Source organism: Propionivibrio sp., from assembly GCF_016790145.1.
Lineage (GTDB): Bacteria > Pseudomonadota > Gammaproteobacteria > Burkholderiales > Rhodocyclaceae > Propionivibrio.
In genome coordinates, this window is sequence record NZ_JAEUOI010000026.1 from 52,438 (window position 1) to 76,271 (window position 23,834).

The window sequence follows — 23,834 nt, forward strand, 5'->3', positions numbered from 1 at the left end:
AGGGGTGAGTCAAGCCACCTGCGGACATTTCTACTTGGGGCTAACACAGTGATCAAGTCATATTTTCTCATGAGCGGAATATGCTTTAAACTCATTGCCACGCCCGCTATCAGGAAAAACAATGGAAGAAAGCGAAGCTCAGGTCGATTCAGAGCATTCCCCTCCTCAATTCGAACTCGATCAATCCGACGTCTACAGCCAGTTTTTGCTGCACTCGAAGGCGGAAATCCTTGCTGTGCTCCGCGCCCTGTTAAAGAAGGGAGCGATGATCACGGTCCATTTCGACCAGGGTCATTCTTTCCTGCTCACGTCGATCATCGGCCTGAGCGCAGACAATCACGAGTTTGTCCTCGATATTGGCAGCGATGAAGAGATGAACCGCAGGGCGCTGCTGGCTGAAAGGCTGATTTTCACGTCCCTTATCGACAAGGTGAAGGTTCAATTCAGTCTGAACAAGTTGTCGTCAACAACGAGTGAGGGGCGTGCCGCATTTCTCGCTACCGTGCCTGATACAGTGCTCCGCTTGCAGCGCCGCGAGTTTTATCGGCTGTCCACACCGATCGCCAACCCGGTCAAACTCAAGGCCACGGTCAGGCGCGCCGACGATAGCGTGATGCAAATCGAACTGCCGCTGACGGATATCAGCGGTGGTGGTGTTGGCTTGATGGCAACGCTCGATCAGGCCCGACTTTTCCAGCGCGGCGATACGCTGCACGAGTGCAAATTGATGTTGCCTGACGAGGGTTTGCTGGTGGCGACGCTGTGCGTTCGCAACCTGTTTGACGTCACCACACGCGGCGGGTCGCACTTTGCTCGCGTCGGCTGCGAATTCGTGGGATTGCCCGCTCCCCGACTGACCATGGTTCAGCGTTACATCACTCGCGTCGAGCGCGAACGCAAGGCACGCGTGACCGGTATGAACTGATGCAACAAGGGCGCCGCACGGGCGCCGTTGATCACGCACATCCGGAGAAGACGCTTTAAACCTGCATGTTCATTACGTCGTGGTAGGCAGAAACGAGCTTGTTACGTACCTGCACCATTTCCTGAAAAGAAATGTTGGCCTTCTGCAGGGAAATCATGACCTCGTGCAGATTGGCATTGCCGTCTCCGGCGGCAAAATTTGCCGCCATCCCTTCCGCCTGCTGCTGCGTCTGATTGACCTGATCAATCGAATTCTTAAGGATCTGCGCAAAATCCGCCCCACCCGCCGGTGCGCTCTGTGCCTCGGCTACACGGCCACCGGCCTGTGCTGCCGTCGCCCGCAAAACGCTTAACATCTGATCTATGCCCTGGGTTTCCATTTGCTTCTCCAAATACTGGTCTTACTGTCCTATGCAAAAAGCGCGCCTGATGGCTTGGCGCCTAGTCGATCACTCGTCGAACAAACCGGCGTCACGGTATTGTTTGAGTTTGTAACGCAAGGTTCGTTCCGACATTCCCAGACGCTCGCCAGCAAGTTTCCGTGAGCCGCCGAGCAAAGCCAGCGTTTCCAGAATATGCTCACGCTCCAAATCCCTCATGTTATCGGTTTTTTGCCCATCAGACAGTAGCGCCGAAGAGACCGTTGCCAAAGCCTCAGCTATAGCGCCCTGTTTTACCCCGTCATTCGAAAATGCCGTCGCGGAAAGATGCAGCGCATCGGCTTCGACGATTTCTGACGGGGCAAAAATTACGGCACGCTGCATGACATTTTCCAGCTCGCGCACGTTTCCCGGCCACGCATGTTTGAGCAAGGCGTCCTCGGCTGAGGGCGCCAGCCACAGCCCGGATCGCCTGGACCGAGCGCCATGCTCCGCCAGAAAATGCCGCGCCATCGGGACAATGTCTTCGCGGCGCTGGCGCAAGGCCGGAATCAACAAGGGAAAAACATTGAGCCGATAATAGACGTCTTCGCGCAAAACCCCCTTGGCCACGGCCTCGGCCATGTCTCGATTGGACGTCGCGATAATGCGAATGTCGAGCGCAACCGGCTTCTTGCCGCCCACCCGCTCAACCTCGCGCTCCTGAAGAACACGTAGCAGCTTGGCTTGCAGCCCGAGCGGCATTTCGGTCACTTCATCAAGCAATAGCGTTCCGTTTTGCGCCTGCTCGAACTTTCCGGCCTGCGCCTGCTGTGCGCCGGTAAAGGCACCTTTTTCGTAGCCGAAAAGAGTCGCTTCCAGCAGACTGTCAGGAATGGCCGCACAGTTGATGGCAATAAAGGGCCCGGATCGACGTGCCGAATGCTTGTGAATGTAGCGGGCAACAACTTCCTTGCCGACTCCGCTTTCCCCGGTCAACAAAACGGTGGTGTCGGTCTGCGCGACACGCGCCGCCAGGGCAAAGAGATTGCGGCTGACCAGATCGTTGGCGACTACCCGGTCATCGTCCATGGCTTCGGGCAAACGGTAGCGGGTCACGTGTTCGAGCAGCGCCTTCGGTTCGAAAGGCTTGAGCAGGAAGTCACAGGCGCCGGAACGCATGGCTTCGACCGCCCGATCGACATCGGCGAAAGCGGTCATCAGCACTACCGGGAGATGTGGATAACGGCTGCGAATCTCCTTGAGCAGCGTAATGCCATCGATCGGCATCATTCGCACATCGCTCACCACCAGCGACACGGCCTGCGCATCGAGCAGTTTCAGTGCCTCCTCGCCTCCCGGCGCGGAAACGACCGACTGCCCGGCAAGTTCGAGCGTATCGCACACCGCTTCGCGCAAATTGGGGTCGTCTTCGACAACCAGTATCGGTAATCCCTGAGCCATTATTTTCCAGTTAATGTTTGTTCGCCACCGCACAAGGCAGAAGGACTACGAACTCCGAGCCCTCGCCCGGCATTGAACTGACTTCAATGGTGCCGCCGTGAGCGCGCACAACACCGAGCGCAATCGCCAGACCGAGGCCTGTACCCTGCCCCCGGGTAGTAAAGAAGGGCTCGAAAATCCTGGCCTGTGCTTCCGGCTCGATACCCCCGCCGGTATCGCGCACGCTGACCCGCAGGTTCCGCGCAGCGATGACCGCGCTTAATCTGACCTCTGCGCTGCGTTCAGTTCGCCCGTCACAGGCCTGCAGTGCGTTTTCCAGCAGATTCAACAACGCACCACCCAGCGCCTTGCGACTGCCGGTAACAATAGAGTCGCCCACCTCGGAACTGACGGTGAAACAGATCCCTTTTTCGCGGCACAGGGGTTCCATTATCTGTGCGGCATCTGCAATCAGCGATGCGGCAGGGATGACATCTCGGCCAATGCTCTCGCCGCGCGCGAAAAGCAGAACGTCCTGAATCAGCCGCTCAAGGCGCTTGAGTTGCTCGCTCGCCTTGCCGGCAAAGCGCGTACGCGCCGCGTCGGAAAGTTCCGGCTGGGTCAGGTTGGAACTATAGAGCAAGGCCGTCGCCAGGGGCGTTCGCAACTGGTGCGCCAGTGACGCGGCCATCTCGCCCATCGCCGCCAGTCGCTGGTTGCGCTCGAGGTTGGCCTTGAGTTCGTGCGCGACCGTAATATCGTGAATCAGCAGCAGGCGTCCACCCGCCGAATCAAGCGGGCTTTCGGCAATTGAAACTCGCTGTGCTGCAAGCTGCCACTCGTCCGGGGAATCGGTAGCGGCAAGCTTCGCCAGTGCCAGTGTCGGCCAGTCGCTGCCGATGATTGTTGCGCCAAGCATTTGACTGGCAACGGGATTGGCTTCGCTGACCGTCGCTGCGCTGTCGAGAACCACCACGCCCGCCGGCAAGGCGTTAAGCAACAGGGAAAGGCGTTCGGATAGCGCTTGTTTCTCCTGGTATTGCCGACGCAACTCGCCGTTGGCAACGGCCAGCTCGGCGGTCAGCGATTCAACGCGGGCTTGCAGCCCTTCGTACGCCTGAGTGAGTTCCTGCGATACCTGATTGAAGACGTCGAAAGCACGCTGCAATTCCTGCGCCTTCATTTCTGGGGCCGGTATTTGAGCCGCTTCACTCATTCGATGGAAAATCCCGTGCAGTTAACAGCTACAATAGTAGAATATTTCTTAGCACTTTTCGCTTTTTGCTTGATTAATCGCAGAGTTCACACTTTATCGCAAGCATGGCGGCAATCGGAACCAACACCAAGACTACAACAGGCACAGACAATCTGACAGATCGCCTGCGCTCTACACTCGCGCGTTTGAGCAACCAGCAAAAGATTCTGCTGATGGTTTCTGTCGCCGCCGTCATTGCCCTGATCGTGGCCGGCAGCACTTGGCTCAAGCAGGCCGACTACCGTGTTCTTTTCTCCAACATCTCCGAGCGTGATGGCGGCGCCATCATCGCCTCCCTTGAGCAGTTGAACATTCCTTACCGCTTCAATGAAAGTGGCGGCGCCATCCTGATCCCCGGCGGCAGGGTACATGAAGTTCGTCTGCGCCTTGCTTCGCAGGGCTTGCCGAAGGGTGGCGGCGTCGGTTTCGAGCTGATGGAAAACCAGAAGTTTGGCATCAGCCAGTTTGCCGAACAGGTCAATTATCAACGGGGTCTGGAGGGCGAATTGTCACGCACGATCCAGTCGATTGCTGCCGTTCAGGTGGCGCGCGTGCATCTGGCCATCCCCAAGCCAACCGTTTTCGTGCGTGAAGATTTGCGGCCGTCAGCCTCCGTCCTGCTCAACCTGTACCCCGGTCGCATGCTGGAGCCGGCGCAGGTTGCCGGCATCCAAAATCTGGTCGCTGCCAGCGTACCCAACCTTGCGGTGTCCAGTGTCACACTCATCGATCAGAACGGCACCATGCTCTCGCAACTGAAAAGCAAACTGATGGAGGCCGGACTCGATCCGACGCAAATCAGTTATGTTCAGGAAATTGAAGCGAGTGCCATCAAGCGGATAGACGACATTCTTTCACCGATCGTCGGCCAGGGGAACGTCCGTGTCCAGGTTGCCGCCGATGTTGATTTCTCGCAGAGTGAGCAGACAGCCGAAATACATCGCCCGAACACCACGCCGCCGGACATCAGCATTCGCAGCCAGCAGACCAGCGAATCCGTAAATGCCATACCTTCGGCGCAAGGCGTTCCGGGCGCGCTAAGCAACCAGCCGCCGGTACCAGCCATTGCCCCGTTGACGCTGCCGGCTGTACCACCCGCTCCAGGCGCTGCCGCCAACCGGGGCCAGCAAGCCTTGCCGCCGGGCCAGCTTGACGCCGCCGGGGTTCAGGCGCCGATCACCAGCGTTGGCTCGCCGATCAGTACGCGCAAGGATTCGACCATCAATTATGAGGTCGACAAGACCATCCGGCATACCAGACAATCCGTCGGTACAATTAAGCGACTGTCGGCCGCTGTCGTGCTCAATCACCGCAAGGATGCCAAAGGCCTGAGCAAGCCGCTCGCTGACACCGAACTCAAACAGATCAACGAGCTGGTCAAGGAGGCCATGGGTTTCAACAAGGAGCGTGGCGATACCGTCTCGGTGGCCAACGCGCCATTTACGAGCATCGAGCGTAGTGATTCGGGAATTCCGCTGTGGAAGGATCCTGACATTCTCTCCCTGCTCAAGGACCTTATTAAGTACGGTGTCATTGCTGCCATCATTGCCTATTTGATGCTCAAGGTCGTTATCCCGCTGAGCAAGACCCTTCTTGAAACCCCGGCAAGGCAGGCTAACAATTCGCTGGGTGGCAAGGTCAACATCGTCGCCGACGAAGGGGAAGAACAGACACCTTCCGGCGCACAGTCTCTGGAACGTAAACTCGGTCAGGCGCGCGACCTCGCACAGCAGGATCCGAAGGTTGTCGCCAACATCATCAAGGACTGGACGGGCTCCAATGCCAGTTGAGGACGGCGTAGAAAAAAGCGCCATTCTGCTCATTGCACTTGGCGAAGACTTCGCTTCCGAAGTGCTCAAGCATCTCGGCCCGAAGGAGGTACAAAAGCTCGGGCATGCCATGGCCGCCCTGAAGTCGGTACCGCGCACCCGCGTTGAAGCGGTGCTGGCAGATTTCCACCAGACGGCCCGCGACTCCGCCGCTGTGCACGTGGATACCGACGCCTATGTTCGCTCAGTACTGACCAAAGCGCTGGGCGATGATAAGGCGTCGAACCTGATTTCACGCATCCTCCAGGGTGGTGAAACCAATGGCATCGAAGGCCTCAAGTGGATGGACGCGCCAACCGTTGCCGATCTCATCCGCAATGAACACCCGCAGATCATTGCCACCATTCTCGTGCATCTTGAGAATGATCATGCCAGCGACATTCTAAACCACTTTACCGAACGCCTGCGTAACGACGTGATATTGCGTATCGCTACGCTTGAAGGCATTCAGCCTGAGGCGTTGAAAGAGTTGAATGACGTCATGCTGCGCCTGCTCTCGGGTTCTGCCAATATCAAGAAATCGGCGATGGGCGGTGTGCGCGCGGTTGCTGAAATTCTTAATTTCATGGGCACCGCCAATGAAACCACAGTCGTCGACTCGATCCGTGAATATGACCCCGAACTGGCGCAGAAAATTCTCGACGAAATGTTCGTCTTCGAGAACCTGCTTGATCTTGACGACCGCGGTATCCAGTTGCTGCTGCGCGAGATTCAGTCCGACTCGCTGATTCTGGCCATGAAGGGCGCTTCCGAGCCGTTGCGCGAGAAAATATTCAAGAACATGTCGCAGCGTGCGGCTGAAATGTTGCGTGAAGATCTCGAATCGCGTGGCCCGGTACGCCTCTCCGAAGTCGAAGGCGAACAGAAGGAAATCCTCAAGATCGTTCGCCGCCTGGCAGACGAGGGCCAGATCGTGCTTGGCGGTGCGGGTGGCGAGGAAATGGTCTGAGCGCGTTGTGGCCATGACCGGATTCGTCCCCAAGGAGAATCTCACCGCCTACCAGCGCTGGGAGCTAGCTGCATTCGACGAGGCCGAGCAGGCCGCCGCGCATAAGTCCCATTCAGCGTCCATCCCAACCAGCGCAGGATGCCCGACCGAGCACGCGGATCGGGACGAACCCACATCGCTTGCCTTGCCTACGGCAGCCGACATTGAGCGAATGCATATTGATGCCCACCAGCAGGGATACACCGCCGGCCATGCGGAAGGTATCGCTGAAGCACGAGCCAGCGCGGCAAGAATTGATGCCGTGATGACCAGCCTGCAGCTCGCACTCAGCGAACTTGATCAACAGGTTGCCGACCAGTTGCTGGCCACCGCCGTGGAAATTGCCAGCCAGATGTTGCGCCAGAGCCTGCGCGTCAAACCGGAGTTGCTGCTTCCGGTGGTCAGGGAAGCGGTGGCCACGCTGCATCCACATCTTGGCCACCCGGCACTTTTCGCCCATCCCGACGATGCGGCGTTGATCCGTACCCATCTTGGCGACCAGCTCACGCAAAACAACTGGCGAATTATCGAAGACGCCACACTGAGCAGCGGCGGCTGTCGCGTCGAACTTGGCGCGAGTGAAGTCGACGCCACCCTGGAGACACGCTGGCGACGTGTGATCGAATCCATCGGCATCAGCCAGGAGTGGCTGAGCGACAAACCGTGAAATTCTGCTGGCCATGAACGACATTCCAGGTAACGAGCGTATTGCAGGCTGGTGCGGCTTTCTCGACAACTGCCGCGAAGCCGCCAGCCAGGCCGTACCACTGCTGCCCAGCGGCCACCTGACACGAATCAACGGCTTGGTCATGGAAGCTTCAGGCCTCAAACTGCCGCTGGGCAGTTCGTGCCGGATTCTTCCGGCTGGCGGTTCCCCGATCGAAGCCGAGGTGGTCGGCTTCAACGGCGAACGGCTTTTCCTCATGCCCTCGGAGGATGTCTACGGCCTCTCGCCCGGCGCCCGGGTTGTTGCTCTTGAAACACCCACCCCACCGCCAAAAATGGGGCAATCCCCGCCGGCCAGACGACGCGCTATTGATCGTGCCAAGCTGGTTCCCGTCGGTGACGCGCTGCTCGGCCGCATCCTTGATGGCGCCGGCCGCCCCCTCGACAGAAACGGGCCACTCGTTGTGGATACTCTGCGCCCACTGCATAGCCGCCCAATCAACCCGATGTCACGCGCGGCAATTGAACAGTCATTGGACGTTGGCGTTCGCGCCATCAATGCACTGTTGACGGTTGGTCGCGGGCAGCGCATGGGGCTTTTTGCCGGTTCCGGAGTCGGCAAAAGCATCCTGCTCGGCATGATGGCACGCTACACCTCGGCCGAGGTCATCGTCGTCGGTCTGATCGGCGAACGTGGGCGCGAAGTCAAGGAATTTATCGAGCAGATTCTCGGCGAGGAAGGACTGCGCCGATCCGTCGTCGTTGCCGCCCCCGCCGATGTCAGCCCACTGATGCGTCTGCAAGGGGCGGCCTATGCCACAGCAATTGCCGAACACTTTCGTGATCAGGGTCGGCATGTCCTGCTGATCATGGATTCGCTTACCCGTTACGCCATGGCGCAACGCGAGATTGCACTGGCCATCGGCGAGCCGCCGGTCACCCGAGGCTACCCGCCCTCGGTTTTTGCGAGGCTTCCGCAACTGGTCGAACGTGCCGGCAACGGCGCCGATGGCGGGGGTTCGATCACCGCTTTTTATACGGTGCTGGCCGAAGGCGATGACCAGCAGGATCCGATTGCCGATGCGGCACGCGCCATCCTCGATGGTCACGTAGTTCTATCACGCACGCTTGCCGATGCCGGCCATTACCCGGCAATCGATATTGAGCAGTCGATCTCGCGTGCCATGGTCAATCTGATCGAGCCTGAGCACTTTGAGCAGATCCGTCATTTCAAGCAACTTTACTCGCGCTATCAGCGCTCTCGCGATCTGATCAGCGTCGGCGCCTACGCTGCCGGCTCCGACCCGCTACTCGATCAGGCGATCAAGTTCTACCCCGCTTTTGAAGGCTTTCTGCAGCAAGCCTCGAGCCAACGAGCCGATTATGTGGGCAGCGTCGATCAGCTTTACTCCCTGTTCAGTACTCAGCACTGATTGCGCATATGACGAAACAATTCTCGCTGCAGACCGTCCTCGAATTGATGCAAGTGCGCGCCGATGAAGCAACACATCGCCTCGCGCGTCTGATTGCCAGCGAGCGCGATGCGAAAAGCAAACTCGAAATGTTGCAACAGTATCGCGACGAATACGCTACACGCTTTCGTCTGGCAGCGCAGAACGGACTGGTGCAGCGCGAATGGCACAACTATCAGGAGTTTCTCAACCGTCTTGACGAAGCCATCGAAACTCAGATCAAGACTGTCGAGCTACAGGTGGAGCACACAGCCGTCGGCCAGACCCACTGGCAGCAGCATCGGAAGAAGCTGAAAGCCTTTGATACACTTTCAGAACGTCACTACGCCAGCGAAAACGCACTGGAACTGAAACGCGAACAAAAAACCCAGGACGAGTTTGCTGCACGCGGCAAGAACAACAAGGAGCCCGAGTAATCTCGCTATCGAGACTCTGAGCATCCTCATTCCCCTTGTCTTTTCAGGATTTGATCCCGGGAAATCGGCTTCTCTAGACCGGAGCCACTGAGTGTTTCTGGCTTGAAAAGGTTTCGGATTTCTGGATGGCACAAAGATTGCTCTAAAAAGAGCAACACTTGCCCGCAAGGAAAGACCATGTCCGTGACCATAGTTTCAACGGTACCCGCACCAACGCAGCCCACAGTAGCAGAAAACGATCCGGTCAGCGATAGCACAGCAAGCGGTCTGGACTTTGCCAGCCTGCTGCTGGGCCAGATCGCTCCCATCGTGCCGGAAAGCCTCCCCGAGACCACCGTGGAAAAGGATTTACCTGCTGACTCAGCGCCAGGCGATACCGCTTCAATCCTGGCCGTACTGGGGCTTGTTACGCAGAATCCAGGGGCTAACACAGACACCTCGCTGTCCGATATCGGCAAGATCAACAAGACTGCTCAGGACGTATTGACCGAACTACACATATCAACAAGCGCTGGGCCAAGCCTCAAAGCTGAAGGCAAGGCCGAGCCCCCGGGGACTGGACCCGCACTGACCGCGGCACCTTCTGCTGATGACAAACCGGCAAGATTTGCCGTTCCCGCCTCTGTTTTGCCAAGTGCCGCGCCGATAACAGCAAAAACCATTTTAGCCGACAGTCTGCCGAATGCCCTTTCGGAACCCGCAGGAATTCCGCCAGTAAATGCGCAAACCCTCCTGACAAACCACGATGTCTCGCTACCCCTTTCAACACCAATCCGCGATCAAAGCTGGCCTGTAGATTTTGCTCAGAAAATCGTGTGGCTCGCAACCAGCGACAAGCAGGCGGCTCAAATCACCCTAAACCCTCCGCATATGGGGCCGATAGAGATATCGTTGAACCTTGATAAGGGTAACGCCAGCGCATCATTCGTTTCAGCAAACGCGGAAGTTCGGGATGCCATAGAAACGGCGTTGCCCAGATTGCGCGAAATGTTTGCCAGTGCCGGAATCGAGTTGGGGCAGACCAATGTCAGTGCAGAGTCGTTCAGGCAGCAACACGGAAACGGGGATGGACAGCGAAGTTCATCCCGATGGGTTGCCGATAACGCTATACTTGGCGCAGATTCGGCTGGTTTACTGTCAGCCCGTGCGTTTTCTGCGCAGCATGGCAATGGGCTGGTTGATATTTTTGCCTGATCGTCTTGCACGGAGTCCTGGCGATTTCATGCATGAGCAATAGCCTGAATCCGGCTCGGCGTTATTGAATTACAAAGTAAGAGGGGATTTCGCACATGGCCAGGGACGCCAAACCTGAAGCAGAGGTCGCTGAAGTTGCACCACCCAAAAAGAGCAAGAAACTGCTGATTATCATCGTTGCCGCCTTGGTGCTGGTTCTCGCACTAGGCATCGGCGGTATCATCATCTGGAAGAAGATGCATAGCTCTCAGGAAACCGATGACAGCGAAGTGGCTACCGAAAAAGTCAAATCCGACAGGAAGAAAGGCGCCAAGGAAGTAGCGCCGGTTTATGTTGCGCTTGACGCGTTTACCGTCAATCTTGTTCCAGAGAATGGAGATCAGTTTCTGCAACTGATGATTACGGCTGAAGTCGAGGATTCGCATGTGGGTGACAGACTCAAGATGTACACTCCAAAATTGCGCAATGATGTGATGATGCTTCTGTCCGGGAAAAAGGCCTCTGAACTGATTACCAAGGAGGGCAAGGAAACCCTGGCCAACGAAGTTCGCAGCCTGATGAATGGAATTCTTGATCCAGGCGTCAAGGGAAGCGATGGCCCGGTCAGGGAAGTGTTGTTTACCTCGTTCATCATTCAATAACCAGCCATGGCAACCGACTTTCTTTCCCAGGACGAAGTTGACGCACTTCTCAAGGGTGTCACCGGCGAGTCCGACGAGCCTGAAATCACTGATGACGGCGAGGGTGATGTTCGTGCCTACAACCTGGGAACGCAGGAGCGCATCGTCCGCGGGCGCATGCCGACGCTCGAACTCATCAACGAACGATTCTCCCGTTACCTGCGCATCGGTCTGTTCAATTACATGCATCGCGCAACCGAGATTTCGGTCGGTCCGATCCGTGTGCAGAAATACAGCGAATTCATCCGCAATCTGGTTGTCCCGACCAACCTGAATCTGGTCGCCGCCAAGCCGCTTCGTGGCACCTCGCTGTTCGTTCTCGATCCCAATCTGGTTTTTCTCGTAGTTGACAACATGTTCGGCGGCGACGGTCGCTTCCATACACGAGTAGAAGGTCGCGATTTCACGCCGACTGAACAGCGCATCATTCAGGGGCTACTGAATGTCGTGTTCAAGGAGTACTCACGTGCATGGAAACCGGTATTCGACATTTCCTTTGAATACATCCGCTCAGAGATGAACTCGCAGTTTGCCAATATTGCGACCCCATCCGAAATCATTATTTCGACGACATTCTCGCTGGAGTTTGGCGGAACTGTAGCCGACATGCATATCTGCTTTCCTTACTCGATGGTCGAACCGATCCGAGACCTGTTGTACAGCTCGATGCAAAGCGATCAGTTGTCAACCGATCAACGCTGGATCATCATGTTGCGCAAACAACTGAAAGATGCTGAAGTCGAAATCGCTGCGCAAATCGCCACAACAACAGTCACGCTGGGCCAGATCCTCAAAATGAAGACCGGTGACATCATTCCGATCAGCATTCCGGAAAAAATCATCGCAAGTGTCGACGATGTTCCGCTGATGGAATGCCGCTATGGTCAGCAGGGCGGTCAGTACGCGCTCAAGATCGAACGATTCATAACGCCGGACAGCGAAGAAATCGCTCAGGGAGGACAAAATGGCTGAACAGGTCGGAAATGGCGAGAGCCCGAACGTAGCAGAACCAAGTGCTGATGATGATTGGGCTGCAGCGATGGCCGAGCAAGCCATTGCCGACACGGCGCCAGCAGCCAATGCGCAACCCGCACAAATATTTCCCGCCTTTGGCGAGACTGACGGCAAAGCGTCCATGATGAACGAACTCGACATGATCCTGGATATTCCGGTTCAGATCGCCGTCGAACTGGGCCGCACCAAGATCACCATCAAGAATCTTCTTCAGCTTGCCCACGGCTCGGTCGTTGAACTTGATGCGATGGCCGGCGAACCGATGAGCGTTTTTGTCAACGGAACACTGATCGCACAAGGCGAAGTGGTGGTGGTCAACGACAAATTCGGTATCCGCCTCACCGACATCATCACCCCGTCAGAACGAATGAGAAAAGTCGGGCGTTAGACATAGAGGCCGATAAGTAATTGCTTTGACCTCCATCTTCGTCGAGGCGACCGAAGCAAGTATTCAGTCGCGAAGGGACAAAGTTTCCGCAGAGAATGCCATTGCGAACAAGGGGTTAATCAGGCATTTCTCTGAACTTCCTTTGTTCGCCTTTGCTTCTTTGCGGCTTTGCAGTTTGAGTGGCGTTTTCAGAGGTTTCACCTTACGCTCGCATGCTTTAAGATAGTGACCAGAATGCAACTGGCCGACTGAATTGATTCGACATTCCAGATTTTCACAACGATGCACCTGCGGCGCCAGCGCTCTGGTGCTCACCCTGCTGTCAACGTACTCGTTTGCACAAGCTTCGGCTGTTGAGGCGCCTGGAGTGCCCGCTGCAGCAATACTGGAAATGCTGCTCGGCCTGACGCTGATCATCGGCATCCTGTTCTTTGGTGCTTACTTGTTACGCAAGCTGAATGGCGGAAGAAGTTTTGGCAACAGCGGCCCCTTGCGCGTCGTCGGTGGTTTGATGATCAGCACCCGGGAGCGAATCGTCCTGATCGAAGTCGGCGACACATGGATTATTGTCGGCATTGCCCCAGGGCAGATCAAAACCCTGCACACCCTTCCCAAGGGTGAACTTGCCGCCAGCAACAGCGGCGAAAAGCCTTTTGGCCAGTGGTTGAAGCAGATAAGCGAGCGCAAAAATGAAAACAATTAGGCGCACCCGCTGCAACACACTACTCACCCTGCTCATCTTGCTCACCCCGCTGGCGGCGTGGGCACAAGCCGGCGGGCTGCCGGCACTGACCAGCACACCCGGTGCCGGTGGCAGCCAGACCTATACGCTCTCAATCCAGACGCTGCTCACGCTAACGGCCCTGACCTTCATTCCAGCCGCGCTGCTGATGATGACCAGTTTTACCCGCATCATCATCGTGCTTTCCTTGTTGCGACACGCACTGGGTACGCAAACCTCGCCGCCCAATCAGGTACTGGTCGGTCTCGCGCTGTTCCTGACATTTTTCATCATGTCACCGGTACTCGACAGGATTTATGTCGATGCCTACCAGCCGCTTTCAGAAAACCGCATCTCTTTTGTTCAGGCGGTCGAACGCGGTGCAGTGCCGCTGCGCAGCTTCATGCTGAAACAAACGCGCGAAGCCGACATTGGCCTTTTTGCGCGGCTGGCCAAGCTGCCCGCACTTGAGTCGGCGAACGATATCCCGATGCGCGTCCTGATTCCGTCCTTCGTCACCAGCGAGCTGAAAACCGCCTTCCAGATCGGGTTCATCATCTTCATTCCCTTCCTGATCATCGACATGGTGGTGGCCAGTGTGCTGCTCTCGATGGGCATGGTAATGATGTCGCCGGTGATCGTATCGATGCCCTTCAAGCTGATGCTATTTGTCCTGGTCGATGGCTGGCATCTGCTGTTGGGTTCGCTGGTCATGAGTTTTGCGACATGACGCCTGAACTGGTCATGAATATTGGCCGGCAGGCCATCGAGATGACACTGGTGCTCTCCGGACCCTTGCTGTTGTCCGCCCTTGTCATTGGCCTGATTGTCAGCATCTTTCAGGCCGCGACACAGATCAATGAGCAAACGCTCTCGTTTGTCCCGAAGCTGGTGGGGATATTCATAGTGCTTATCCTGGCCGGCCCCTGGATGCTGCAAATGATGGTTGACTACATTCGGCGGCTGTTCGAGAGCATTCCACAACTCATCGGCTAGCCGGAGATGATCAGCTTCACTTCGGCCGAGATCAACGCCTGGGTCGCCGCCTTTTTCTTCCCTCTGGCGCGCATCCTGGCAGTCCTTGCTTCCGCACCCCCATTTAACAATATAGGACTGCCACCGCGAGTCCGTCTTGTGCTCGGCCTTGCCATCGCTATCGCCATCACACCGGTGCTTCCAGCAATCCCCGCCGTCGATCCAGCCTCCGCACCGGGGCTGCTGATCCTCGCACAACAAATTGTCATTGGTTTCGCTTTGGGGTTTGCCTTGCGCCTTGTGTTTAGCGCCGTTGATCTGGCTGGAAATGCGATCAGCAACCTGATGGGGATAGGCTTCGCAACGTCATTTGACCCGCAGAGCGCTGCCCAGACCCCCGTAATTTCAGAGTTTCTTGGCATGCTCGCCTTGCTGACTTTCCTGGCTATCAATGGCCATCTCATGGTTATCGCCACACTGGCGCAGAGCTTTAGTGTCCTGCCCATCGGAACGGCTTCACTCGCAAACGCAAGCTGGTTGAACATCGCCAATGCAGGTGGAATTATATTTTCTTCCGCTGTTTTATTGTCTCTACCCATTCTAGTAGCGCTGTTGATCACCAACATTGCCCTCGGCGTGCTCGTACGTGTCGCACCTCAGCTCAATCTCTTTGCGATCGGCTTTCCGGTCACCATTATGCTGGGCTTTGCCGCACTGCTGGTCAGCATGTCGCACCTGAGTACGCCGCTTCAACAAATGTTCGAGTTCGGACTGCAGTCGATGCTGGGCTATTTTGTAATCAAATAACGCCCCGACTTGAACTACCCTAGCGCCGCGGTGGGATCTGCGTATTTACAAGCTGGATAGTACCCTCGGAGACACGGTGCGTCAGCGGGGTGCTTGACTCGATCCCCTCAGTGTAATCCAGAATACGATAGCCAGCGTAACCCCTTTCGCGCTGAAGCTGTAAAGCACGGCGCTTGATAATCTGGATCGACTCACCGTCGCCACCGGTTCTGAAGCTCTTGGCGGTTAGCGCGAAGTAGTAAGTATCCTGGTTAAGCGGCCTTTCCTTGATAGTCCAATTGGGCGCCAGGGGATCATAAATTATGTAAAGCAATGCGGCATTACCTGCTGGGATTGTTGGCACAGTCATACCCAAGGCAGTTGATGGAAGTCCAAATACGCCTATAGCAGTTGCTCCGATAGCGGTCTCGGTAGAAATTTCGATACTCGGCGTCACTTCCAGCGCAGGCTGGGTGCGAAGATCACCCGTAAAGGTATTGACCGTACTGACTTTCCCGATCGGTTCATATCCGGTGCACGCGCTAAGCGATATCAATAATGCTGCAGCCAGCAAGGTTCGCATGTCATTCTTCACAGGTAGTTGAAAAGGCTCATACCGCTGATCTTTACAAAGGACTGCTGCGCGGCCTCCAGATAAGTTTTCTGCAAAGTAAAATCGGAGATCGCTTTAGCATAATCCAGATCCTGAAGCTTGGACAAGGTTGTTTTATACTGGATTTCCAGATCACTTGACGTATCACCCAGCGAGTCAAGTTCGCGCATTCTAGTTCCCACCGTTGCCTGTACTCGACTGACATTTTCAAACGCCTGATCAAGATTCGACAACTGACCTCCAAGCGCATTGGTATACTCGCTTGTAGTATTGCTTGCTGATCCGACAGGGGAGCGCAGGATTCCGATGAGATTCTGCATTGTCTGGAACAAGCTCTGACTACTACTCGGTTTGATTGTAAATGTGTCACCGTCTGCTGCTTGCCCGTGCACGACAACCTGGGAACCAAAATCCGTAACTGTGGCTGCCGGCGGGCTTGTCGTAACAAGAGGGACGGCCTGCCCCGGGGTGAACGAAGCCGCAGTGCTGATCGCTACCGGAGTCGCTGGCGTTGAAATGTCATATAACTGATATGAAGTCACACCGGCTACCACGGAGAATCGGATCTGGATTGCGGGATTAGCCGGAGTCGACCAGCCATAGCCACTCAGGGCAAGCTGCCACTTCTGCTGATCGAGTACCGAGCCGGCATCGATGGTCGCCGATCCCTTGTTGGCTCCTGCCGGCGCAATAAGGTTCCCGCCAGTCGAGGTCACAAAGGTGCCGTTCCCCCCCTTTGCGTTCATGAATACATCGCTACCCGACACATTGACGGCGATCTGCCGGGACGATGAGACCTGCAGCAAGCGCTCGCCTGCATCGCCGAAATATCCGACGGGTGATGTGTTTGCCGGAGGCACGGCGGGAAGTGCGGCATTGATGGCAAAAGGCAGTGTCGACCCCTGGTAACCGGAAAACAGGTAATCGCCGGATCCATTCTGACTGTTGGCAATGCCGAGCATTTCGCCGAGACGGGATTCAAGCTCGGTAGCGATCGTCTGTCGATCAGAATTATTGAGCGTACCGGTATTACCCGCTTGTACAACGCGTTCTCTTACATTCTGCAGCAGATCGGTCAAGGAACTCAGTTGGCTGTCGACCAGCCCCAACTGGCTGCTGGCGTTGCCCTGATTTTCCAGCTGTTGTGCATTCACCTCCTGTGACTGGGTAACAATCAATGCCTGTGCCGCTGCGACAGGATCATCCTCCGGCGTGAGAACACGGCGACCGGTCGACAACTGGTTCTGCAACTTGTATAAAGCGCTCTGATTGCGCTGGATGTTGAGCGCGCCGGCGTCGTAAATTTGACTCGTACTGATACGCATGAAAATCTCCCTAGGAATGGATCGACAGCAGAACATCGAACAACTTGCTGCCGATATCCAGCGTCTTTGCTGATGCCTGATAGGCCTGTTGATAGCGCAGCAGGTTCGCCGCCTCCTCATCGAGATTGACGCCCGAGAGTGCGTCCCGCGCATCGTTGGATTGTTTCAGCAAAGCGCTCTGCGCCTTACTTTTGACCTCGATTTCACGTGACTTGTTGCCGGCATCGCTGACCAACTGGGCATAAGCCGACTGGTAGCTTGCCGACTTTCCCGACATGGTGTTCTGCGTCTGGAGTTCGCCCAGCGTTAGCGCATTCCGCCCGTCGGACACCCCGCCCGGATTTCTTCCCAGAGTAAAAACATCACCATTATTCAGGTTTCCTGAAATGTCGAAACTGACACTCGCCGAAGATATTTTGGCACCTGAGGTATAGGGGATGGTCGGCCCAGGATAAACGGTCGAGGTGCTGCCTACGGTTACGGAAATATTGGCGCCCGCCGGTAGACCTGCCAGGGTGAGCGTATTGCCGGCACTGCCATAGGTTAACGTAATGCCTGCTGCCGGAATCGCCGGCGTTCCAAAGCCAGGCAGCGAATCACCTGCCGATATTTTTCCGCTACCGGTATTGGCGCTGGCGGCTGCGGTCCGGACTGGCATTGCTGCCGCGATCAATCGCGCATCTGCAGCCACCGTGGCGTTGACCGAAATAGTCTTTGCTGCGGCCCGCGTCGGTTGAATGATGAAGGAATCACCGCTGGCTACCGTTCCGACCGCGACAGAAAACGAGAACCCCTCGCTTCCGGCTAGCGTCGACGACAGGGTCGCCAGCGAGGCGTTGGACCATTGTGTATTGTCAGACAAGCGCGTCATCGTGTAATTGGCGCCGTTGTAGTCGAGGCGATAATCGGAACTGGTCAGTCTGGTGTAAAAGTTGGCTCCGTTCGCGGCAGCGCTAACTACCTGCGTTGTCGCACCAGCAGCGACTGTTGCGCCAGTCAAGGCCAAGCCTTCAGTCGCTGGCACCGCCGCCTGCAATGCCGCCAGCGTTGCTCCTGTCCAGGCCGTTCCGTCCGACTGCCGCGTCAGCGTATAGAGTGTTCCGGCACCGTTCAAGGCCAAAGCATAACTGCCATCGATCGGAGGTGGCGTAACCAGCGAAGCGGAGATTGTGGCCGGTGTAACGATACTATTGCCCGTACTGGCGATGACCGTTGGCTGCGATACGGTGAAAAAATTGGCCGCAAAATTTGCACTGCCAATGGATTGCCCAAGCAAATCCTGCCCAAGCGCATGCTGAGCATTGAAAGTCAATGCCAGCGAAGCGGCATTGCGGCCGAGATCGTTGGCGACGCGATCAAGAGAACCGCTTCTAAAACTCAGCAAACCGCCAAGACTTCCCCCGGTAATCAGCGATTCGGGCAACTCCTGCGTACCACCAGCGGTTTTCAGACCTACTGCAAAGCGCGACGGATCAGCCAGCGAAGGCAGCGACGTCATGGTCATCACTTGAGACCCGGTGACCAGTTGCTGCCCATTTCCGATGTAGATATTGTAGGTGCCGTCAGTATTGCTCGTCGTCGTTACCCTGATCAGCTTGTTCAGCTCAAGCACCAGTTGATCACGTTGATCAAGCAAGTCATTGGGTGGCTGGCTGAGGGAAGACCGCGCAATAACGATACCCTCGTTGAGACTGGCAATCTGCTTGGAGTACGAATTGATCGAAGCAACCGCCGTCGTGACCTGACTATTAACGTCGCCATACATCTGGTCGATCCGGTCGGCCAGGCCCTGAAAGCGGGCAACCAGCGCCTGGGCTGAAGAGACCATGGCCTGCCGGGCTGGCAACTGCGACGGGTTGGCTGACACCTGCTGAACACCCCGGAAGAAATCCTGCAAAGCCGGCGATACTCCGGCATTCGGATCGGCCAGCATATTGTCGATCTGCTTGATCTGGGTATAGTAAACATCAAGCTCGCTGCTGGTGGTTTGTGCACGATTCACCTGCGCCGACAGGAAACTGTCATACAGGCGTTCAACGGTCGACACATGCGCGCCATGACCGATATAACCCGACCCGGTCAACGTTGCGATATTGCTCGCCTGAATAGTGCGCTGACGGTTAAACCCTGGCGTATTGGCATTGCCAATATTATGCCCGGTCGTCAGCAGGCCAAGCTGAGCCACCTGTAGCCCGCTAATACCCGTATTGATGATTCCTGTTCCCATGCAGAGGACTCCTGTTTCATGACACTAACGGCAATTCTGCCAAATAATTAAGTTTTACTCGCTAACTGACCAGAGCCAGCCGTAGCGTGGTGCCGTTGATGATCCGGCTGAGCTTGTCGGCATACATGGGGTCGGTGGCATATCCCGACTGTTGCAAAGAACGTGCAAACTGTGTGCCATCTTTCTGACCCAGAACAGCGGAAAATCGTGGGTTATTTTTCAGCAGACTGGCGTAATCTCGGAATGCCTCGGCGTAGGAGCCATAAACACGGAATTTTTCACGGGAGGACTGGGCGACACCATCGACATATTCGGTGGTTTGCACCTCAACCGAAGGACCTTGCCAACTGCGACCGGCCTTTACGCCGAAAAGGTTGTAAGAGGGTGAGCCATTGGCCGTTTTGATCTCGCTTTTTCCCCAACCGCTTTCAAGTGCCGAATGAGCGACCAGGAACTGAGGCGGCACGCCGATACCGTTAGCCGCTTCAACGGCGTGTGGCCAGACACGATTGACAAAGTCACTGGCGCCACCCGAAGCACCCGCCGACTCTGCAGATTCGCTACCTGCTGCCGGTGCGCTACGGATTCGCTCTGCACCCGCACCCGAGTAGGGTGCCGTTTGTCGGGCCAGCAAGGCCTGTTGCATGACCTCCAGCGAAGAAACCGCGGCATCCGACTTGCCGGAGACGTTGGCCTGATTGCGCCCGAGCTGTTGCTCAATGAGCTTGGCAAAACCCAGCGAACCCCTGGCCGAAAGATTCTGAGCCAGTTGCTGATCCATGATGCTCGTAAAGAATCGGGTCTGATCGCTGTCCAGCAGACCATCCTGCGGCGTTGCATCGCGCATGCTCTTTAGCATCATCTGCAACAACATGCCTTCAAACTGCTGCGCCACCTGTTTCGCACCGCCTTGCGGATCTTTCTTGAGATTGACGCGCAGATCCGCTGTCGTCTTGGGATCAAGGACAAAATGGTTGGCGTCGAGGTTTTCAGCTTTCATGAGCTGACTCAAAGCAATTTCCGCACCTGGAAAGATTGGTAAGCGAGCTTATCGCTCAGAGCAGCAGGAACCCTGCATGAATAACTTATGCTGGGCGTCAACGGGTTATCTTTCCGTGCCATGCTTCGAAAGCAGATTAACATCAGCCTGCACAGCTTGAAGACTGAAAATGTCCGTATTGATTGCCGCCCGGCCAACTGACTCAGATTACTTCGAGTTCCGCCCGCAAGGCACCTGCCGATTTCATTGCCTGCAGGATTGATATCAGGTCTTGTGGATTCGCGCCAAGCGCATTGATCGCCTTGACCACGTCGGAAAGATTGACGCCTGCCTTTAATTGCATCAGCGCCCCGCCCCCGGCCTTGATTTCAATCTCGGACTGTGAGGTCGTCACCGTCTGACCACCTGCGAACGCGTTCGGCTGGCTCACCTGCTGCTCGGTATTGACCACCACTGAAAGCGCCCCATGCGCGACGGCACAGGATTCAATGGTAACCGTCTGGTTCATCACCACCGATCCGTTGCGCGGATTGACGACCACCCTGGCCGCCGATCGCATCGGACGCACATCAAGATTCTCGATGCGCCCCATGAAGGCCACCCGCGCATTGCTATCCAAAGGGGCATTGACCTGAATCAGTCGTCCGTCAATCGCTTGTGCCATCCCGGCCCCCATCTCGCGGTTGATCGCCTCGACGACACGCTGCGTCGTACCAAAATCTACGTTGCTCATTTCGTAATGGACAAACGCCCCCTGCCCCAGTGCCGTTGGCACTTCTCGCTCGACCGTGGCTCCGGCAATAATTCGCCCGGCCAACAGATGGTTGATCACTGCCCGGCTCCCGGAAGCCGCTGCTCCGGCACCCCCGACCAGCAGGTTGCCCTGTGCCTGGGCGTAAATATGTCCGTCGGCACCCTTTAGCGGCGTCATCACCAGGGTACCGCCGCGCAAACTCCTGGCGTTGCCCATCGACGATACGGTGACGTCGATCTGCTGACCGATTCTGGCGAAAGGCGGCAAGTTGGCAGTGACCATGACCGCAGCCACATTATTGAGTTGCAGGTTTATCGTCGTCGGCAAGGTGGTACCCAACTGTGCCAGCATGTTGACGATGCTTTGAACGGTAAATGGCGTCTGCGTCGTCTGATCGCCTGAGCGATCAAGACCGACAACCAGTCCGTAGCCGACCAACTGGTTGTTGCGAATGCCTTGAACCGAGGCCAGATCCTTGATTCGTTCCGCCCACGCCGCGCCACTGAAAACCGGCAAGAGACAACAGGCAAGAATTGCCACGAGACGCAGAAACTTGCCGGTTCGGATGGTATTCACGACAGACTCCTTAGAAGGGCAGGAAGGTCAGGAAGAATCGTGCCAGCCAGCCCATGACTTGCGCTTCGCTGATCACGCCGCTCTCCTTGTATTCGATCCGGGCATCGGCCACATTCCCCGAACTGACCGTATTCGCCGCATTGATGAAATACGGATTCACGACACCCGAGAGCCGGATGTATTCGGTTCCGGCGCCGATCGACACCTGTTTTTCGCCGGATACAAGCAGGTTGCCGTTAGGCAACACTTCAATCACGGTAACCGTAATCGTTCCGGTAAAGACATTGTTGGCGGCGGCGTCGCCTTTTCCAGCCAAAGTGTTTGAGCCCGTGGCCTCCAGACCAATTCCCTGCAAGGATTTACCCGGCAAGCCGGCAACTAATGGCACAGCAGCGTTGATACTGGTGGAACGACTGGCATTGGTACCCGACTTGGTCGCCGCCGAGGTGGTTTCGGCAATGGAGATGGTCATCGTATCGCCGACGTAACGCGCGCGACGATCTTCAAACAGCGTTCGCGAAGCACCGGCCTGGTAAATGGTGCCAGAGGCCGGAAGTTTATCAGTGGCTGGCGCCGGGCGTGCGGTCATGGGCTGATGCACGTTGGTCGGCGGCACGGTTGTGCAGGCACTGATAGCCAATCCGGCAAGCATCAGGAACAGCCAGTTTTTCATCGTCGTCCCATTACAATTGACCGAGGCGTGCAAGCATTTCATCTGCCGTTCTAACCACCTTGGTATTCATCTCATAAGCGCGCTGGGTCTGGATCATGCTCACCAGTTCCTCAGCGACATTGACGTTTGACGTCTCTACATAATTCTGCGTCAAATACCCCGCACCATTGGAACCCGGCGTGTTCGGCGTCGCCGTTCCGCTCGACGCGGTTTCCAGATAGAGGTTTTCCCCGGTTCTCTCCAGGCCGCCCTGATTGATGAAGGTGGCAACTTGAATAGTTCCTATTTGCGTGGTGGCCGTCGTCCCCGACTGCGTGACAGAGACAACACCATCATTGGCGATGGTGACGGTCAGGGCGTTGTTCGGTATGGTGATGCTTGGCTGAATCGGGTATCCGCTGGAAGTCACCATCTGGCCCTGATTATCCTTTTGAAACGAACCATCCCGAGTATAGGCGGTCGTTCCGTCGGGCAACAAAATCTGGAAAAAGCCCTGCCCGTTAATCGCCACATCAAGGGGGTTTGCAGTTGCCTGCAGGGAACCCTCCCTGAAATTGGTTACTGTCGCTATCGGGGTTGCCCCGGTACCGATTTGCAGTCCGGAGGGGATCTGGGTTGAAATCGACGACTGGGCTCCAGGCTGGCGCAAGGTTTGATAGAGCAAATCCTGGAAAACCGGTCGCTGACTCTTGAAACCGTTGGTACTGGTGTTGGCCAGATTATTGGCAATCACTTCCAGGCTTAATTGCTGGGCATCAATGCCGGTACGTGCAGTCCATAGGGAACGGATCATGTGTTCTAGTCCTGTCAGGCATTCATCGAAAGAATCTGGCTGGCCTTGTTGGCATTGGTATCGGCTGTTTGCAGCATTTTTATCTGCATTTCGAACTGGCGTGAGAGACTGATCAAACTCACCAAGGCATCAACCGGGTTAACGTTGCTGCCTTCGAGCGTTTCGGGGGCAACTTTTACGTTTTCATCAAGGTCTACTGACGCTCCGGACCGAGTACGAAAAAGCCCGTCGTCACCGCGAACCAGCTCGTTTTCGGGCGGGTTAACCAGCTTGATGCGCCCGACAACAGAGACGTTATTCGGTAAGCCAAAGAGTGGAACGGTAGAAATCGTGCCGTCGGTAGCGATCGTGATGCTGTTGTCCGGAGGAATGGCAATCGGCCCACCCTCACCCTGCACGTTCAAGCCAGCGGCGGTCTGCAGTTGTCCGTTGGTGTTGACCTGCAGGTTTCCTGCACGAGTGTAGGCCTCGCGCCCATCGGGCGCTTCCAGCGCAATCCAGCCGGAACCCTGAACCGCCACATCGAGCGGACGACCGGTGGCCATCAGCGGCCCCTGATCGAATACATTGGCTACCGAAGCATCGACCACGAAAGCGCGCGTCGGCGCACCTTCACCCTGGATAGGCACCGCACGGAACTTGTGCTCCATGGCGCGGAAACCGACCGTCGAGGCATTGGCCAGGTTATTCGCAACGCCAGCCTGCTGCACGAAAGCCTGCTTGGCGCCCGTCATTGCGGTGTAGATCAGGCGATCCATGCTGT

25 protein-coding genes are annotated in these 23,834 nt (G+C 56.4%); 14 read left to right on the forward strand and 11 right to left on the reverse strand.

What is annotated here, in order from left to right:
- Positions 1-121: 121 nt before the first annotated feature.
- Positions 122-925, forward strand: a complete 804-nt coding sequence (locus JNM42_RS02830) for a flagellar brake protein (protein ID WP_294265840.1) — start codon at positions 122-124, stop codon at positions 923-925.
- 55 nt (positions 926-980) lie between these two features.
- Here JNM42_RS02830 and fliE read toward each other — a convergent pair whose 3' ends face one another.
- From fliE to JNM42_RS02845, 3 genes are all read right to left on the reverse strand, one after another.
- Positions 981-1,304 carry a flagellar hook-basal body complex protein FliE gene (fliE, locus tag JNM42_RS02835; RefSeq protein WP_294265842.1) on the reverse strand — a complete coding sequence of 108 codons (324 nt, stop codon included), beginning with the start codon at positions 1,302-1,304 and terminating at the stop codon, positions 981-983.
- Positions 1,305-1,373: 69 nt separating this feature from the next.
- Positions 1,374-2,747, reverse strand: a complete 1,374-nt coding sequence (locus JNM42_RS02840) for a sigma-54 dependent transcriptional regulator (protein WP_294265844.1) — start codon at positions 2,745-2,747, stop codon at positions 1,374-1,376.
- Between the two features lie 10 nt (positions 2,748-2,757).
- Entirely contained in the window at positions 2,758-3,942 is a 1,185-nt protein-coding gene (locus tag JNM42_RS02845) for an ATP-binding protein (protein ID WP_294265847.1), read from the reverse strand.
- 212 nt (positions 3,943-4,154) lie between these two features.
- Between JNM42_RS02845 and fliF the strand changes: the two genes are divergently transcribed.
- From fliF to fliR, 13 genes are all read left to right on the forward strand, one after another.
- Positions 4,155-5,771, forward strand: a complete 1,617-nt coding sequence (gene fliF, locus JNM42_RS02850; RefSeq protein ID WP_294265849.1) for a flagellar basal-body MS-ring/collar protein FliF — start codon at positions 4,155-4,157, stop codon at positions 5,769-5,771.
- On the forward strand, positions 5,761-6,759 hold the full coding sequence (fliG, locus tag JNM42_RS02855) for a flagellar motor switch protein FliG (RefSeq protein WP_294265851.1): 999 nt from the start codon (positions 5,761-5,763) through the stop codon (positions 6,757-6,759). Before fliF ends, fliG begins: the two co-directional genes overlap by 11 nt.
- 13 nt (positions 6,760-6,772) lie before the next feature.
- On the forward strand, positions 6,773-7,465 hold the full coding sequence (locus JNM42_RS02860) for a flagellar assembly protein FliH (protein ID WP_294265854.1): 693 nt from the start codon (positions 6,773-6,775) through the stop codon (positions 7,463-7,465).
- Between the two features lie 13 nt (positions 7,466-7,478).
- On the forward strand, positions 7,479-8,897 hold the full coding sequence (gene fliI / locus JNM42_RS02865) for a flagellar protein export ATPase FliI (RefSeq protein ID WP_294265857.1): 1,419 nt from the start codon (positions 7,479-7,481) through the stop codon (positions 8,895-8,897).
- Between the two features lie 8 nt (positions 8,898-8,905).
- Positions 8,906-9,352 carry a flagellar export protein FliJ gene (gene fliJ / locus JNM42_RS02870; RefSeq protein WP_294265860.1) on the forward strand — a complete coding sequence of 149 codons (447 nt, stop codon included), beginning with the start codon at positions 8,906-8,908 and terminating at the stop codon, positions 9,350-9,352.
- A 177-nt stretch (positions 9,353-9,529) separates the two neighbouring features.
- Positions 9,530-10,546, forward strand: coding sequence for a flagellar hook-length control protein FliK (locus JNM42_RS02875; RefSeq protein WP_294265865.1), 1,017 nt, complete (start codon positions 9,530-9,532; stop codon positions 10,544-10,546).
- A gap of 95 nt (positions 10,547-10,641) precedes the next feature.
- Positions 10,642-11,187 (forward strand): flagellar basal body-associated FliL family protein, encoded by a 546-nt coding sequence (locus JNM42_RS02880; protein WP_294265868.1) that lies wholly within the window; start codon positions 10,642-10,644, stop codon positions 11,185-11,187.
- Positions 11,188-11,193: 6 nt separating this feature from the next.
- Complete coding sequence (gene fliM, locus JNM42_RS02885) at positions 11,194-12,198, forward strand: flagellar motor switch protein FliM (protein ID WP_294265871.1); 1,005 nt, start codon at positions 11,194-11,196, stop codon at positions 12,196-12,198.
- A complete protein-coding gene (fliN, locus tag JNM42_RS02890) occupies positions 12,191-12,628 on the forward strand; it encodes a flagellar motor switch protein FliN (protein WP_294265875.1) in 438 nt (145 codons plus the stop codon). Before fliM ends, fliN begins: the two co-directional genes overlap by 8 nt.
- A 367-nt stretch (positions 12,629-12,995) precedes the next feature.
- Positions 12,996-13,331, forward strand: coding sequence for a flagellar biosynthetic protein FliO (gene fliO, locus JNM42_RS02895; protein WP_294265878.1), 336 nt, complete (start codon positions 12,996-12,998; stop codon positions 13,329-13,331).
- Entirely contained in the window at positions 13,318-14,079 is a 762-nt protein-coding gene (gene fliP, locus JNM42_RS02900; RefSeq protein ID WP_294265882.1) for a flagellar type III secretion system pore protein FliP, read from the forward strand. Before fliO ends, fliP begins: the two co-directional genes overlap by 14 nt.
- Positions 14,076-14,345, forward strand: a complete 270-nt coding sequence (gene fliQ, locus JNM42_RS02905) for a flagellar biosynthesis protein FliQ (protein ID WP_294265885.1) — start codon at positions 14,076-14,078, stop codon at positions 14,343-14,345. Before fliP ends, fliQ begins: the two co-directional genes overlap by 4 nt.
- 6 nt (positions 14,346-14,351) lie before the next feature.
- The gene (fliR, locus tag JNM42_RS02910) at positions 14,352-15,131 is read left to right on the forward strand and encodes a flagellar biosynthetic protein FliR (RefSeq protein ID WP_294265888.1); all 780 of its coding nucleotides are present in this window, start codon (positions 14,352-14,354) and stop codon (positions 15,129-15,131) included.
- 19 nt (positions 15,132-15,150) lie between these two features.
- On the opposite strand, the gene JNM42_RS02915 is transcribed toward fliR, so the two are convergent.
- The 8 genes from JNM42_RS02915 to flgF form a co-directional block, all read right to left on the reverse strand.
- Complete coding sequence (locus tag JNM42_RS02915) at positions 15,151-15,693, reverse strand: hypothetical protein (RefSeq protein ID WP_294265891.1); 543 nt, start codon at positions 15,691-15,693, stop codon at positions 15,151-15,153.
- Positions 15,694-15,701: 8 nt separating this feature from the next.
- Positions 15,702-17,084, reverse strand: coding sequence for a flagellar hook-associated protein FlgL (gene flgL, locus JNM42_RS02920; RefSeq protein ID WP_294265893.1), 1,383 nt, complete (start codon positions 17,082-17,084; stop codon positions 15,702-15,704).
- On the reverse strand, positions 17,059-19,275 hold the full coding sequence (gene flgK, locus JNM42_RS02925) for a flagellar hook-associated protein FlgK (RefSeq protein WP_294265896.1): 2,217 nt from the start codon (positions 19,273-19,275) through the stop codon (positions 17,059-17,061). Before flgK ends, flgL begins: the two co-directional genes overlap by 26 nt.
- A 61-nt stretch (positions 19,276-19,336) precedes the next feature.
- Complete coding sequence (flgJ, locus tag JNM42_RS02930; RefSeq protein ID WP_294265899.1) at positions 19,337-20,275, reverse strand: flagellar assembly peptidoglycan hydrolase FlgJ; 939 nt, start codon at positions 20,273-20,275, stop codon at positions 19,337-19,339.
- Between the two features lie 202 nt (positions 20,276-20,477).
- Complete coding sequence (locus JNM42_RS02935) at positions 20,478-21,569, reverse strand: flagellar basal body P-ring protein FlgI (protein ID WP_294266001.1); 1,092 nt, start codon at positions 21,567-21,569, stop codon at positions 20,478-20,480.
- Between the two features lie 46 nt (positions 21,570-21,615).
- On the reverse strand, positions 21,616-22,278 hold the full coding sequence (locus JNM42_RS02940; RefSeq protein WP_294265904.1) for a flagellar basal body L-ring protein FlgH: 663 nt from the start codon (positions 22,276-22,278) through the stop codon (positions 21,616-21,618).
- A gap of 10 nt (positions 22,279-22,288) precedes the next feature.
- Complete coding sequence (flgG, locus tag JNM42_RS02945; RefSeq protein ID WP_294265907.1) at positions 22,289-23,071, reverse strand: flagellar basal-body rod protein FlgG; 783 nt, start codon at positions 23,069-23,071, stop codon at positions 22,289-22,291.
- Between the two features lie 14 nt (positions 23,072-23,085).
- Positions 23,086-23,829 carry a flagellar basal-body rod protein FlgF gene (gene flgF, locus JNM42_RS02950; protein ID WP_294265909.1) on the reverse strand — a complete coding sequence of 248 codons (744 nt, stop codon included), beginning with the start codon at positions 23,827-23,829 and terminating at the stop codon, positions 23,086-23,088.
- Positions 23,830-23,834: the final 5 nt, after the last annotated feature.